14 protein-coding genes and 3 pseudogenes are annotated in these 13,999 nt (G+C 60.9%); 11 read left to right on the forward strand and 6 right to left on the reverse strand.

The window, feature by feature from the left end; translation table 11 throughout:
• Nucleotides 1-741: 741 nt before the first annotated feature.
• The 7 genes and pseudogenes from OKW40_RS30960 to OKW40_RS30990 form a co-directional block, all read left to right on the forward strand.
• Nucleotides 742-1,011 (forward strand): annotated as a pseudogene (locus tag OKW40_RS30960) (carboxylesterase family protein); the annotation flags it as partial.
• A gap of 23 nt (nucleotides 1,012-1,034) precedes the next feature.
• Entirely contained in the window at nucleotides 1,035-1,163 is a 129-nt protein-coding gene (locus OKW40_RS30965) for a hypothetical protein (RefSeq protein ID WP_262413824.1), read from the forward strand.
• Nucleotides 1,164-1,403: 240 nt separating this feature from the next.
• Nucleotides 1,404-2,102: a fumarylacetoacetate hydrolase family protein gene (locus OKW40_RS30970; protein WP_187616539.1), complete on the forward strand. Its 699-nt coding sequence runs from the start codon at nucleotides 1,404-1,406 to the stop codon at nucleotides 2,100-2,102.
• 202 nt (nucleotides 2,103-2,304) lie between these two features.
• Nucleotides 2,305-2,616, forward strand: a complete 312-nt coding sequence (locus OKW40_RS30975) for a non-heme iron oxygenase ferredoxin subunit (RefSeq protein WP_187616540.1) — start codon at nucleotides 2,305-2,307, stop codon at nucleotides 2,614-2,616.
• Between the two features lie 62 nt (nucleotides 2,617-2,678).
• The gene (maiA, locus tag OKW40_RS30980) at nucleotides 2,679-3,317 is read left to right on the forward strand and encodes a maleylacetoacetate isomerase (protein ID WP_429493192.1); all 639 of its coding nucleotides are present in this window, start codon (nucleotides 2,679-2,681) and stop codon (nucleotides 3,315-3,317) included.
• A gap of 224 nt (nucleotides 3,318-3,541) precedes the next feature.
• Nucleotides 3,542-4,681 carry a porin gene (locus tag OKW40_RS30985; protein WP_429352738.1) on the forward strand — a complete coding sequence of 380 codons (1,140 nt, stop codon included), beginning with the start codon at nucleotides 3,542-3,544 and terminating at the stop codon, nucleotides 4,679-4,681.
• 805 nt (nucleotides 4,682-5,486) lie between these two features.
• On the forward strand, nucleotides 5,487-6,671 hold the full coding sequence (locus tag OKW40_RS30990; RefSeq protein WP_316251676.1) for a methyl-accepting chemotaxis protein: 1,185 nt from the start codon (nucleotides 5,487-5,489) through the stop codon (nucleotides 6,669-6,671).
• A 438-nt stretch (nucleotides 6,672-7,109) separates the two neighbouring features.
• On the opposite strand, the gene OKW40_RS30995 is transcribed toward OKW40_RS30990, so the two are convergent.
• Nucleotides 7,110-8,087 (reverse strand): LysR family transcriptional regulator, encoded by a 978-nt coding sequence (locus OKW40_RS30995; RefSeq protein ID WP_429493193.1) that lies wholly within the window; start codon nucleotides 8,085-8,087, stop codon nucleotides 7,110-7,112.
• A 158-nt stretch (nucleotides 8,088-8,245) separates the two neighbouring features.
• Between OKW40_RS30995 and OKW40_RS31000 the strand changes: the two genes are divergently transcribed.
• The 3 genes and pseudogenes from OKW40_RS31000 to OKW40_RS31010 all read left to right on the forward strand — a co-directional run.
• Entirely contained in the window at nucleotides 8,246-8,887 is a 642-nt protein-coding gene (locus OKW40_RS31000; protein WP_429352734.1) for a dienelactone hydrolase family protein, read from the forward strand.
• A 34-nt stretch (nucleotides 8,888-8,921) separates the two neighbouring features.
• Nucleotides 8,922-9,500: a cupin domain-containing protein gene (locus OKW40_RS31005; protein WP_187616546.1), complete on the forward strand. Its 579-nt coding sequence runs from the start codon at nucleotides 8,922-8,924 to the stop codon at nucleotides 9,498-9,500.
• 92 nt (nucleotides 9,501-9,592) lie between these two features.
• Nucleotides 9,593-10,233 (forward strand): annotated as a pseudogene (locus OKW40_RS31010) (transposase); the annotation flags it as partial.
• 272 nt (nucleotides 10,234-10,505) lie between these two features.
• On the opposite strand, the gene OKW40_RS31015 reads toward OKW40_RS31010, so the two are convergent.
• On the reverse strand, nucleotides 10,506-11,123 hold the full coding sequence (locus tag OKW40_RS31015; protein WP_106282940.1) for a LysE family translocator: 618 nt from the start codon (nucleotides 11,121-11,123) through the stop codon (nucleotides 10,506-10,508).
• A gap of 230 nt (nucleotides 11,124-11,353) precedes the next feature.
• A complete protein-coding gene (locus OKW40_RS31020; RefSeq protein ID WP_429493194.1) occupies nucleotides 11,354-11,989 on the reverse strand; it encodes a TetR/AcrR family transcriptional regulator in 636 nt (211 codons plus the stop codon).
• A gap of 93 nt (nucleotides 11,990-12,082) precedes the next feature.
• Between OKW40_RS31020 and OKW40_RS31025 the strand changes: the two genes are divergently transcribed.
• Nucleotides 12,083-12,856 (forward strand): SDR family oxidoreductase, encoded by a 774-nt coding sequence (locus tag OKW40_RS31025; protein ID WP_429493195.1) that lies wholly within the window; start codon nucleotides 12,083-12,085, stop codon nucleotides 12,854-12,856.
• Nucleotides 12,857-13,029: 173 nt separating this feature from the next.
• On the opposite strand, the gene OKW40_RS31030 is transcribed toward OKW40_RS31025, so the two are convergent.
• From OKW40_RS31030 to OKW40_RS31040, 3 genes and pseudogenes are all read right to left on the reverse strand, one after another.
• Nucleotides 13,030-13,209 (reverse strand): helix-turn-helix domain-containing protein, encoded by a 180-nt coding sequence (locus tag OKW40_RS31030; protein ID WP_429493196.1) that lies wholly within the window; start codon nucleotides 13,207-13,209, stop codon nucleotides 13,030-13,032.
• Nucleotides 13,210-13,437, reverse strand: coding sequence for an AraC family transcriptional regulator (locus tag OKW40_RS31035; protein WP_262413846.1), 228 nt, complete (start codon nucleotides 13,435-13,437; stop codon nucleotides 13,210-13,212).
• Nucleotides 13,414-13,923: pseudogene (locus tag OKW40_RS31040) on the reverse strand (AraC family transcriptional regulator); the annotation flags it as partial. The pseudogene OKW40_RS31040 and the gene OKW40_RS31035, both read right to left, overlap by 24 nt.
• Nucleotides 13,924-13,999: the final 76 nt, after the last annotated feature.

Here is a 13,999-nt window from a genome sequence, read left to right on the forward strand (position 1 = left end):
GTTGTCGGCCACCGGCAGGGCTGATGCTGGCTGCCGGCGATGTGTCGCAGTCTGCACCCGAAGAGTGTTTATCCAGAAGGCCAATAGCAAGCTGAGGCCGCTGGTCATCTCAACCCTGCGAGATCGGTTGTGTATGACAGCAGCGATGCCAGTGCTCGAACCAGTCTTCGGCAGGGCCGATGGCCTGTCCGGTCCGGACGGTCTGATGAGATGCGGTCGAGTCATGGAAGGTTTATTCGTGATTTGAATAGTAAAGACTAAAACATCACGCTTGAGTTCCAGGCCTGCCGGAAACATACTCGGTCGCGGCGGCCACCACTGCCTCTTGGACATGGTGGATACCGGAACCGGGATTTAACTGCCGTGAAGTCGTGACCTACCAAAATACACATGGAGGAGTCCTGATGAGTTCAATGGAGACCATGAAGCCGACAAGTCTCATCCGTCGCCGTCTGCTGCTCGCCAGCGCTGCCGTGGCGACGGCCCCCTTGTGGGGCTGCCGAGGGGGCGGAAGTGCCAAGGCCGCCACTGTCGTGAGTATGACGTCGGGCAAGTTCATCGGTCAGCCTGACGGCACGACGCTCAGATATCACAGTATTCCCTATGCGGAGCCGCCGGTTGGTCCGCTGCGCACCCGATCGCCGCAGCCTTACGTACCCGCAACGGCGGACGCGGTGAGGGCCAGTTCATTCGGCCCTGCAAGCATCCAGACGTTCAACAGTTCAGTGGTCTCGTGGATCTATCCCACGATTACGCAGCAAAAGCGAGGACAGTCTGACGCTCAACGTATGGACGCCGCAACTCGGCGGGAAGGCGCCTGTGCTCGTCTGGGTGCACGGCGGCGGCCTGCGAAATGGCGCCACCCGCATGCCGCTTTTCAACGGCGCGGCCCTAGCGGCGCAGGGCGTGGTTGTCGTCACCGTGAGTTACCGTCTGAATGCACTGGGCTGGCTCTCCCATCCAAACCTTGCCGATGCGGCCACGGGTACGTCCTGCAACCGGGGGCTGCAGGACATGCTCGCATCGGGCGTCGTGTGGCCCAGTATCAGCACGGCATGGCGACCTGCGTGCGCTGGGGCGAGGCTGGCGCGCCGGTCGAAGCAATCGGGCCCGTACCGAAATCCTCGCAACTGGTGGTATGGGACGACATCCTCGGGTACTGACGTTTGCCTGTCGCCCGCTGCGCACCAGCCGTGTTCAGCGGACTGGACAGGGTCGTGCTCAGGGAAGCGTCCGAAGGTCTGGACTCCGGGCAATAGGCGAGCGGCAGGCCCTAACTGGAATGCATGAATTCAGGTTTCTTGCCGAAACATGATTCATTTTTTATTTTCTCTGACCGTCCCGTGCTGCCAAGGTAACGGTCGGCCAGGAGGCAATGGTTTGAAGTGCTACCGGAGAAGTAAATGGAATATGCAGTGAGCCCCGCCACCGTCTACACGCTGGCTGTTGCTGGCCGACCCGAAACGTTCCCGGTCAACCGGGTCTTCTGCGTCGGCCGCAACTACGCCGCGCATGCGCGTGAGATGGGAAAGGATCCGGAACGCGATGCACCGTTCTTTTTCATGAAGCCTGCAAACGCAGTGGTCCAGGCTGGTGAGGCGGAGACCCGGATTCCTTACCCCCCAAAAACGAGCAACTTTCACCATGAAATCGAGCTGGTTGTCGCCATCGGCAAGGGTGGCTCCGATATCCCGGTCGGTCAGGCGCTTGAACACGTCTATGGGTATGCGGTCGGCCTGGACATGACTCGCCGCGATCTCCAACTCGAGGCGCGCGACAAGGGGCGTCCCTGGGAATTCGGCAAGTCGTTCGCCAGGTCGGCACCCATCGGCCCCATTCAGCCAGCCGCGGATCTGAGTGAATTGTCGTCAGCGGCCATCACGCTGACGGTCAACGGTCAGTCGCGACAGTCCTCAGACATCTCGAAACTCATCTGGTCAGTGGCGGAGTGCATCGCGTATCTCTCGCAGTATGACGCGCTCGAGCCGGGCGACATCATCATGACCGGCACGCCGGAGGGTGTGAATGCCGTGCAAGAGGGCGACGTGATGCATGGCTTCATCGACCGTCTGGGCGCGATTGTGGTGCGTGTTGGGCAGTAAGGGCGACGGCGCCGTACATGAGGGGCATGAGAAGGAGATGGGTGCCTTGCCCTGGCTGGCCTGAATCCATCTTCTGCCGGGGATTACTGGTGCTGGTGCGTGTCCCAGGATCACGGGAATCCCGACCTGGCGATTCAAGGCGCACCGTTATTGCCGCGATTCGTCATTGTCTCCGGCAGTTTGGCGATCTGAGGTGCTTATCGTGCAGAAGTGGATAAGGCTGGTCGCAGTAACAGACGTTCCGAAGCACGGCGCCATTGTGGCGGAAGTGGGCAACCGCGGATTCACGGTCTTCAACGTCGATAACGGCCTGTTCGTGACTGACAACATCTGTAGTCGTGGGCTTGTACAGATCTGCGACGGCTATCTGGATATCCACGAACTCGAACGTCCGTTTTATCAGGAAGAGGTCAAAGCGCGCCACATGAAGGCGCTGTGCGAGCCGCTTAAGGAAGATCTGCGAATCCGGCCGACTCGGGTGGATGGTGACGACCTCTTCGTCGCGCTCGGATGAGACTGCCTCGGCAACAGGCTCCCAAACTTCCGGCTATCCCACAATTCGAGTAACCAATCGTTATGAAACTGTATAGCTATTTCCGTAGTTCGTCTGCGTATCGCGTGCGCATAGCATGCAACCTCAAGAGCCAGCCGTATGAATATGTTGCGATTCATCTGAACCGTAACGGTGGTGAGCAGTATTCGGACAGCTTTGTCAAGGTCAATCCGCAGCAAACGGTGCCGGTGGTGCAGGACGGCACACTCGTGCTTTCACAATCGCTCGCCATTATCGAGTACCTGGACGAGCGCTATCCCAACCGGCCGCTACTACCGGAATCCATTGAAGGGCGCGCGCGGGTCAGGACGCTCTCGCAGTACATCGCCTGCGAGATTCATCCGCTCAACAACCTTCGTATCCTGAAGTTCCTCACGGGACAGATGGCACTATCGGAAGAACAGAAGCTGGGCTGGATCCGGCACTGGCTGGAGACCGGGCTCTCCGTGCTTGAACGGGAGCTCGCCGGCGAGGGCGATGGCTTCTGTTACGGCGATACACCAACGATGGCCGACTGCTGTCTGGTGCCCCAGCTCTACAATGCGCGGCGTTTTGGCGTGGATGTGGCCCGATTCCCGGCGATTCAGGCCATCGATGAGCGCTGCCAGTGGATCGAAGCATTCCAGGCAGCACATCCCGACAGGCAGCCTGATTCCGAATAGTGCCGTAAAGATATCCATGAGGAGAAGCGTGACATCGTGCCGGATGCTGGTTGTTCCGGTCGGAAACAATTCACGATTCTTTAAAGAAATATCTATAAGGGCTCCTGTTGATAAAGTCACGATTGCGATCATTCCCGTGACTGCTACAGCAGGAGGCCGCCCTGACAATGTTGGCTGTAGGGCATTACAAGAAACATATTCGACCCGAAACAAAGGTGGAGACGATGAGGAAGTACGCAATAGGGGCGACGGCCGTGCTGCTGTGCGGAGTAACGGGTACGGCACAGGCCCAGAGTGGTGTGACGCTGTATGGTCTGCTCGATACGGGCGTGGAGTACCTGACGCATGCGAACGTAAAGGGCGACCGGCTGGTACGCATGCCGGCAATTACGGGGGTCTATCCGTCGCGCTGGGGGTTCAAGGGTGCCGAGGACCTGGGCGGCGGCCTGAAGGCCACCTTCGTGCTGGAAAGTGGTTTTGGTGTAGGCAATGGCAATTCGCTGCAGGGCGGGCGTCTGTTCGGCCGTCAGGCCTGGGTCGGGCTCAGCGGTCGCTACGGGACCCTGTCGTTCGGACGTCAGTACACGATGACCACCTGGGCGCTGGCCGACAATGACATCATAGGTCCGGACATCTACGGGATGGGGTCGCTTGACTCGTACATCCCGAACGCGAGAGCCGACAACAGCGTTGTCTACAAGGTCACGATGGGTCAGTTCACGGCGGGGGCAGCCTGGTCGTTCGGCCGCGACGCGGCCGGGACCGGCAATTCCCCCGGGCAGGGGACCTGTGCCGGGTCTGTGGCGGGCGACTTCCGGCAGTGTACGGACTGGTCTGCACTCCTGAGGTATGACGGGGGTTCGTTCGGGGTCGCGGCGTCGTATGAAGAACAGCGCGGCGGGGCGAACGCCGCGTTCAACTTCTTCGATGGCGTTGCGCCGGCCCCATTCACGGGCAGTGGCGGCAAGGACGCGCGCGCGCAGGCCAACGTGTATGTGCAGTTGTTTGGCGTCAAGTTCGACGCGGGCTGGCTGGGCCGCCATGTATCGTCCGGGTCCGCGGCCGTCGCCAGTGTGCGCTCTGACATGTTCTTTGCCGGGGCACAATATTTCATCACGCCATTCGTCGAGCTGGACGGCGAGGCGTTTCGCATCATCAACACCCAGCACGACACCCGTGCGACGATGGCGACCGTGCGAGCGATCTATCTGCTGTCAAAGCGAAGCGGGGTGTATGCGCAGGGTACCTATCTTGCCAACAGCGCGCACGCCCGATATAGCGCCAGCTCGGGTGGTCCCGGCGCCACACCCGGACCCGGGATGAACCAGACGGGTGTCATGCTGGGCATGTTCCATCAGTTCTGACGATCCTCGCGGCAAGGCCCCCGGTATACGCGTTCGTTCTTTCATCCCGCCGGGAGCCGGCAAAGCGTCGTTCCCACCCGCGTCGACCGGGGCACGATTCGGCTCACGCCTGACTGGTTTCGTGTATGCGCAGCGGATCGTGACCATCCGTACGACCGAAAGGGTTGCGTCACAGCTATGGCTATGCAACTGTCGCATCAAGCGATACGAGGAGAAGTTGATGGGATGTGCGGAAAAGTCGCCGCGGTTGATGGTTGCGTACTGGCTCGCTTAGGACCCCGCCATGCGGGTCCGGGTCAGCGCGTTCAAAAACAGACGGTCACGCCGCGAGTGCTACGTCTGCGTCGAGACATTGAGGACCGCAGGTCCGGTTGCCATGTTTCTTTCGTCACCAGGACGGCATTTGGCGCATGTTCCCACCTGGCCCGGAACGGCCAGCGATGCGTGCCGCGTAGATTGCCATGTTTTGCGGTCGAATCTCGCAAGCCCGGCCCGCTGATAGGCCGGGACAGGATGATCGTTGGAGGATTGTCCGATGCGGCCTGCGCGCATTTTCTCGCGCGGGCCGAACCGGCTTGCGACGCGCAGGGAAACGCGAATGCAGAAATTTGCATCAGGGCCATAAATGAAGCGTCGGTGCGCGTTGGGGGACAGTCCTCTGGAGTCGGTCCCGACCTGTCGTGTCCCCGATACCAACCTAGCAGACTGGTTGCCTGCGACGCTCGCATCGGCACGCGCAATGGCACGTCAGCAAAAGATACAACCCTCTCATCGTCCTCGCATCATCTGTCACGAAGGAAGCGAAGTGCAGAAATCTGCTCTCACAATCAGGCTCAAGTTAATGATCGCGTTCGGCACCTGCGCAACACTGATGTGCGCCGTCGGGCTGGTGGGAATTCTCGGGTTATGGCATCTGGATGGGCACGCGCCTGCGTCATACCGCCTGCTGCTCACACCGCTCATCGCGGTGGCATTGACAGGGTGCGTCATCACAGTCAGTGGTGGCATTCACCTGCATCGAGTGGTATGCGGCGGGCTGAACCGCATGAGCACCAGATTTGAGGAGATTGCGACGACGCTCGACCTGTCCATGCGCGCCAGGAGTCCACGCATGGACGAGTTCGGCCGCGCGGCGGTTGCGTTCGACAGGCTGATGCGTCGGGTAGAAGAAGCCATGTCCGCCGTGCATCTGTCGACCGATTCAGTTGCGACGGCAACGCGCGAAATCGCGGCCGGCAATCTTGACCTGTCCGTCCGTACCGAGGAACAGGCTTCGTCCCTGGATGAGACCGCGTCCAACGTGACGCAACTGGCCGGGACGGTCAGGCAGAACGCCGAGAACGCGTATCAGGCGCAGGCACTGGCCTCGGACGCCACGGATATCGCCGCTACAGGCGATGACGTGGTCCAGGCCATGGTGGGTACCATAGAGAAAATCAGTGGCAGCTCGAACCGGATCTCCGAAATCACAGGCGTGATTGAAGGGATCGCATTCCAGACCAATATTCTCGCCCTCAATGCCGCGGTGGAGGCTGCGCGCGCCGGCGAACAGGGCCGGGGCTTTGCGGTGGTGGCGAGCGAGGTTCGAAGCCTCGCGCAGCGATCGGCCGGCGCCGCCAGAGAAATCAAGGACCTGATTGCTTCGTCTGTCGCCACGATCCGCGAGGGCTCGCATCAAGCCATTGAAGTCAGCACGGCCATGAGCGAGATCAAACGTGCCACGAAGCGGGTTTCCGACATTGTCAGTGAGATCGCTGGAGCGTCGGAGGAGCAGGGTCGCGGCATCGAACAGGTGAATCAGGCCGTCATCGAGATGGACCTGTTCACGCAGCAGAACGCGGCGCTCGTCGAGCAGGCGGCCGCAGCGGCCCAGTCGCTGGAGGATCAGGCAGCACAACTGAGGATCGCCGTCTCGTCATTCAGGCTCACCGACGCTTTCGGTAACGGTCTGCGTGCCACAGATGGTGTCGACACCATCGCGATGCGATGACGTCGCGCCCGGGTTCGCCCATGGCGTTCCCGCGGCCCGAGAATTATTCAGGACCGGGGCAAGGCAATGCGCAGTCCAGCCTTCCGGGCGGGCGGGGCGGGCGAATTTGAGCGCCCCGGGGGGCTGTATCGGCATGTTGCGGCTTGTCGGGCATGTCGGCGTATGAGCCAGTTCCCCTGTGCATGCGACTCCCTATGGCGACGCGCACGAATCGGACACCTCGTTTCCAGGGCCGCCTTCAGGCTGAGGAAACAGCGGAGTGTGGCTGGGATGAGCCTGCCGCTGGTGCACGCCTTTGCACCCGCCCGCACTGCAGTGCGCGGCCGCCGGCGTGCAAAGAACCAGCCCGCATACTTGCTGACCCTGATAGCCGGGTCCCCCGCTGTCCCGAAGCGTTCCAATCCCCGTGTGCGGGCTGCCGGTGTTGAAACACCGACGTCACTCCAGAGCATGACCGAATCCGCTGAACCCGGAGGCAAAGATGGGCTGCATCGCGCGGGGCAGCAGGTCGCGCAGCCAGCGTGTGGCCATGTCATCGTGCAGCCGCTCGTGCCACAGCAATTCGATGGTCGGCTTCGGCAGACGCACGGGTGACGCAAAGATCTTCACCGGCGCGACCCCGAGCATCACTTCGGCCAGCGGTCGTGGAATGGTGGCGATCATCTCGCTCGAGGCGATGATGAATGGCAGTGCCAGGAAATGCGGTATCCGCGCACCGATCTGATGGACTAGGCCGAGACGTTGCAGCGTCGACTCGACCACGTAGTGACCCGTCCCCTGTGCCTGCGCGACTGCGTGTCGCTCCCTCATGAAGTCAGTCCGCGAAAGCTTGCGTCCAATGCGCGGATGGTCCGCGCTGACGATGCAGACGTACTCGCTCCTGAATAGCGGCTTGTGAAGCAGGCTAGTGTGAAGCGCGGGATTGAATTCGACCGCAAGATCGGCCGTGCCGTCACGTAGCGCCGACAGCACCGTTTCGGTCGGTAGCTCGATCGTCCTGAAGCTGACGAAGGGCGCCTCCTTCCGGCAGATATCGATGATGCGGGGCAGGATAATGGCCGCGGCGATGTCGGTCATGACGATCGTGAATTCCTTGCGGCTCGTGTGCGCATCGAACCGGTCGCGCATCTCGAGTCCCTGTTCGAGCGCGGTCAGTGCCTGCGCGATCCGGTCGGCCAGGGTCTGCGCGAGGGGCGTCGGCATGACCCCGCCGGCACACCGGACGAACAGCCGGTCATTGAAGTGCTCGCGCAACGCCCGTAACGCGTGACTGACGGATGGCTGCGAGACACCGAGCTGCTCCGCGGCGCGGGAGACGTTCCGATGCTCCCAGATCGCACGGAAGACGAGGAGCAGGTTCAGGTCCAGGGAGGGGTGATTATTCATTCGGAGAATAGTGAAAACTAAATCATCCACATTGTGCCATGAAGCTTTTGCGATGACACTCCTATTCAACAAGGACAGGTACCCCCATGAACAGCACTGATATCCAGCAGGTTTCGTTTCCCGGTGGCGCCTCATGCCGCCTTCTGCCGCCGGCTCCAGGTACGCAGGCAGGACCGGCGCTCGTCGTGATGCTTGCGGCGATCGCGGGCGTCAACGACTACATCGTTGGCCGCGCGAAGGATCTGGCCGCGGACGGCTATACGGTCGCCGTGCTCGACTATTTTGGCCGGGAAGGCGCGGCTCCGGACATTTCCACGCCGCAGCTGATCGGTGAGGCCGTCGCGTCGCTGGACGATGCACGCGTGCTCGCGGATCTGGGCGAAATCCTGGCGTGGGCGCACACCGAGGGCTTCCCGCTGTCAAAAACTGGCCTGCTTGGTTTCTGTATCGGCGGCACCTATGCCGCGCTGGCGGCGGCACAGTACGCGGTGGGATGTGCGGTCGACTATTACGGTCAGCTTAGCTATGCATCGCGCACTGAGCGCAAGCCGGTTGCACCGGTCGATGTGGTGGATTCGTTGAAGGCGCCCCTGCTGTGTCATTACGGCGACTGGGATCGCCTTGTCAGCCGGGAGGAGATCAACGGATTTATCGGCCAGCTGCGCGCGGCCCAGAAGCCGTATGAGCTTTTCATCTATCGGGGCGCGCCGCATGCGTTCGACGAGTGGTTCCGGTCCGCCGTGTTCCGGCCGGCCGCCTCGAAGGCGGCCTGGGAGCGCACCCGGACCTTCCTGAACTGGTATCTGTGCGGACACGTTGATCCGCACTAGCCCGACCTTTCCCCTTTCTTTTACGGAGACAAACATGAGCCAGGACAACGCAGTCAAACACGAGACGTCACCCGTGACGGAAGTCGTCGACCGGACCGAGTGGGCGCAGATGATGACGGACGACGAATACTATCCGTTCCTCGTCAAGAAGAACCTGCGCCCGGCAATCTGGCGCTGGCAGGATGTGACGGAGCGGCTAGACGTCGTGATGAAAGATCCGCTGCGCAACGCCGATCGCCGCTTCATCTCGCTGGTTCACGGCGATACAGGCGAAGCGGGTGGCGTGTTCCCGTCGATCTTCCTCGGCATCCAGGGTATCAATCCGGGCGAGCACATCATCGCCCACCGTCATAACTCCTACGCGCTCTACCACATCGTGCAGGGCGAGGGCTATTCGATCCTGGACGGCAAGCGCTTCGACTGGAAGCGCGGCGACACATTCGCCTGCCCGCCGATGGCCAGCCATGAGCACATCAATACGGGCACCGAGCCCGCCATCCAGTACGTGATCCAGGACATGCCGGCGCGCGCGATGGAACGCAACCTGATCTGGGAAGAGCCCATGGGCCACGTCTTCCACATGGTGGAGGGAAATCGCCCGCATCAACCGTGACGTAGTGGCCGTAACGGCACCTCGCAGTAGGTGCCGTTTTCATATCAAGAGGAGGAGACCCGGCATGTCAGAACTGAAGGTGGGCATCGGCGCGAGGAACAGGAATTGTCGGCTATAACGTCCAGACGGCAGTTGATACGAAGCACCATCTGATCGCCGCGCATGTGGTCACCAACTGCAGTTGCGGATCGCGGCTATTACAAGAGCGAAGAGATACTTGCGTGTCACGAGGCAGGAATAACCGTGTTCGTCCCGAAGACCTTAACATCGAGCGCAACGGCTGATGGCCGCTTCGGCAAGGACGACTTCATCTACAACGCAAAGACGAACGAATATCGGTGCCCGGCAGGCGAGCGGCTCATCTGGCGATTCTCGACCATTGAGCGTGGCCTGAAGATCAGTAAGTACTGGAGTTCAAACTGCCAGCAATGCTCGCTAAAAGCACAATGCACGCCGGGCCCCTCAACGTCGCGTGACGCGCTGGGAGCACGAAGCTGTTCTTGATGAGATGCAGGTGCGACTTGATCATGCGCCCGAGATGATGCGCATCCGGCGACAGACTGTCGAGCATCCATTCGGCACGATCAAGGCATGGATGGGCGCTACTCATTTTCTGACACGGACCATCGAGCGGGTGAGCACGGAGATGAGCCTGCACGTGCTGGCGTACAATATGAAGCGGGTGATCAAACTACTCGGTTCAGAAGCGATTATGAAGGCGATGCGGGCGTGACGCCCGGACGGGCTTGTTGAGCTTCGTGATGCGTGCGGCTGTGATTTGACGTTCGGCTTGCCGCAATCGACAAGCGGCGATCCGCGCCGAGACAGGTTTCGTCAATTCCCAGGGGCCACGCGTTTTGACACGCTCTGGGCCGACCGGTGCCTCATGCGACTTGCATATCGAACTGGCTTCCGCCGCGAAGGCGGACGGCTGTACGCGACCCGCAAGGGACGGTCGCCCACACGCAAAGCGGCCGTTCAGATAGGCTCCGCCGGGCGCTTTTGTTAACGAAATGCCTGCCGGATTCCCAGTGCAATCATGAGCCCTCCACATGTGAGGTCGATCCATGCCTTCGCGCGACGATACGCCGTCGCAATCGCCACGTGCGATAGAACGAGCGCGACTGCTCCGTACCAGCACGTCGCTGATGCACCGACAGTAGCAAGCATTGCGAAGAACGTCGGCATGGAAACGTGGGCGGGCACCGCTGAGGAAAACACTGCCGCATAAAAGGCGATGGACTTCGGGTTCGCGATATTTGTCGCGATACCTTGCAGGAACGCGGCACGAAACAGAGGCGTCTTCGTTGGGTAATGTGCTCCTGACGGGGTTGCCCGTGCCGACACAACGAGCCGCAGCCCGAACCAGATCAGATAGGCCGCGCCAGCAAGCCTTACGCCGGCAGCGAGCCACGGGAAAATAGCGAACACCATTCCGATACCAAGGATGGCGCAAGTCGCCCAGAACAGATTCACCGTCACGATTCCGGCGACAAGCGCGAGCGCATCGGAGCGTCTACCGGCTACCGCCTTGTGAGTGACTGCGACGAAGTTCGGCCCGGGTATAACGGCAGCTGCCGCATAGACAGAAAAGACTGTCGCAATAGCAGACCAATCGACCATTTGTAGCCTCGGTGAATTGTGGTTGTACAAAACGTGGAGTTGCTCCATCGGCCACTATTCTGAAGCAATTCACGACTGACTGCTGTTGGCCGGACTCCGACCCCGGCCGGCCCGGACGGGGTGACCGCAGACCGCTCCGCTGCGGACGCCACCGCTAGGCCCGCGGCCGACCCCGTTGCTTGATTGACTCAGGTACCGCCCATGTCGTGTTTGCCGAAAGTGAACCGCACTCACGAAACCGGGTTCTGGCGATGAGCTTGAGGCCGGGGCCATGCCGACAACGCAACATCAGCCAGCCGCTTCAGTGTTGCCCTGCTTGCCCCGTCACAGGCTTGTGCGGACATGCCTTGCACCACTGCGCCATAAAAGCGTGCGAGCGCTTCGGTGTCGGTGTCAGTGGCAAGCTCACCTTCGGCTACGGCACGGTCGAAGCGTGCCTTGATGGCCTGTAGCCCAAGCTCCCGCCGTGCGGCCACGGTCTGGGCGACGGACTCGCTCTTTTCAGCATGTTGAAGAACAGCAGTCGAAATCATGCAGCCGCGCGGCCTTCCCGGGTCGGTAAAGCGTGCCGCGGCGTCGTGCAGGTAGAACGCTATCGCATCGTAGGCCGGCATGGTTCCGTGCAGCGCTTCCAGCCACTGCTTGTTCTCACGCTCGCTGATATGGTCGAGCGCCTGTCTGTAAAGATCCTCCTTCGAGCCGAACGTTGCGTAGAGGGACGGCGGCGGGACACCCATGGCCCCGGTCAGGTCGGCTATCGAGGTGCCTTCATATCCATGTTCCCAGAACAGCCGCGCGGCGATATCGAGCCCCACTTCGCGATCCAGCAACCTCGGTCTGCCACGTTTCCGGGCGGGTCCGTTCATTTTTGTATCGATTCCTATAAAATGCGTTGACAAGGCTCTTCCGGCGTTATTATTATAACGATCCCTATTCAAATAGTCGAAACGGAGTTGTCAATGTCTGCAAGACTTTCAAACAAGGCAGCCCTTATAACCGGAAGCTCGCGTGGTATCGGCCGTGCTGTAGCACTGGCCATTGCGAGAGAAGGGGCCGCGCTCATCGGCGTGCACTACGGCAGCAATGCCGATGCGGCTTACGACACCATCCGCGAGATCGAGGCTCTCGGATCAAAAGCCATCGCGATCAAGGCGGACTTGAATCGCGGTAAAGAAGCAACGGATAGTATCTGGGAGCAGTTCAAGGCAGCCGCGATCGCCGCCACGGGCGAGCCTTGGCTTGACATTCTCGTCAACAATGCTGGCGTGGCACCGGCAATTCCCCTTTCTCAGACCAGTGAGTCCGTCTTCGACGAGATCATGACGGTCAACTTCAAGGCACCATTCTTCCTGATTCAGGCTGTTGCCGATCACATTCGCGACAATGGACGAATCATTAACGTTTCGACGGGTTTCACGCGTGTCGCGGCTCCGACGCATCCTGCCTACGCCGCGTCGAAAGGTGCCATTGAAACGCTGACGTTGTCGCTTGCCCCTGAGTTCGGTCCGCGCGGCATCACGGTGAATGCGGTCATGCCGGGTGTGACGGAGACTGACATGAATGCGGCGTGGATAACGGTACCGGAGGCGCGCGCCGGCGCGGAGGCTATGTCGGTGTTCTCGCGAGTGGGGCAACCTGCCGATGTGGCTGACGTCATCGCCTTCCTCGCATCGAATGAGGCACGCTGGACTACGGGACAGGTGATCGACGCGACGGGCGGTGCCCGGCTCTAGGCGTTCCCTCCGCCAGATAGAAAGATCGCACCAGCACACCAAGAACGGTGGACGTATCTGTTAGGGATTCTTCTAAACGGGAGGAATCGTGCGACTCGCTCGCATCCCCAAGACACCACCATGGGTGAAGCATCCTGGTGGTGTCTTGGGGATGCGAGTCCTTTTTCTGCCATTTAGGCGTCCGCGCTGACAGCGCTCCTGGTCGCATCGGTGTCTTTGCCCGGCGGTAAACCGAACATTCGTCGGTATTCCCGCGTGAATTGCTGGACGCTTTCATAGCCTACTGAAAACGCCGCGCTGCTGGCTGACACGCCTTCCCACATCATCAGCCTGCGGGCCTGGATCAGGCGCAACTACTTCTGGAATTGCAGCGGCGACAACGAGGTCGCCGCCCGGAAGTGCTGGTAGAACGACGAAGAACTCATGCCGGCCGCTGACGCTAGGCGCTCGATCGGAAGCGATTGTGTGAACTCGGCGCGCAGCAAGGCGACGGCGCGCGCCACGCGCTGGGCGTGGCTTTCCGGCCAGCCGAGCTGGCGAATCACGGAGCCGTGCTTTCCGACCAGCAGCCAGTAGTGCATTTCACGCACGAGTTGCACTTGCAGAACCGGCAGTGCCGTGGGACGCTCGATCAAACGCATCAGGCGCAGCACCGCGTCGGCAACCTCGGAGTCGGACGGTTCGACCCGCACGGATGACCCTTGGGCCACTGGCCCTTACTTCATCTCCACGGCGAGTTCCGCGATGGCCGTCAGGTCCAGATCCAGCACCAGCGAGAAGTACGGTTCGGCGGAGCTGGCGCGCGTGATCTGGCTGACCGTCGGCACGTCGGACGTAATCAGCAGCGAATCGCCTGAGCTGAAGTCGAACGTCTGCGTCCCCATCGTCACTCTCTTGCTTCCTTGCAAGACAAGGCAGGCGAGCGGTCGGGAGATTGCGTAGTCGATCCCGCTCGGCTTCGTCGCCCGGATAGTAGTCAGGCCGGGAATGGGGGTTTGGGCCACGCCGGTCGGGCCAGCATACGCCTCGGCGTAGCGGCGCACCGCGTCAAGTAATATGTCACTCATACCTGCGTATCATGGTCTTTTTTCACATGGCCATCGTAGCGAGTTCAGGCGACTGGAGATACCACCTTCGGAGAAA

This window comes from Paraburkholderia sp. RAU6.4a, assembly GCF_050435625.1.
Taxonomy (GTDB): domain Bacteria; phylum Pseudomonadota; class Gammaproteobacteria; order Burkholderiales; family Burkholderiaceae; genus Paraburkholderia; species Paraburkholderia tuberum.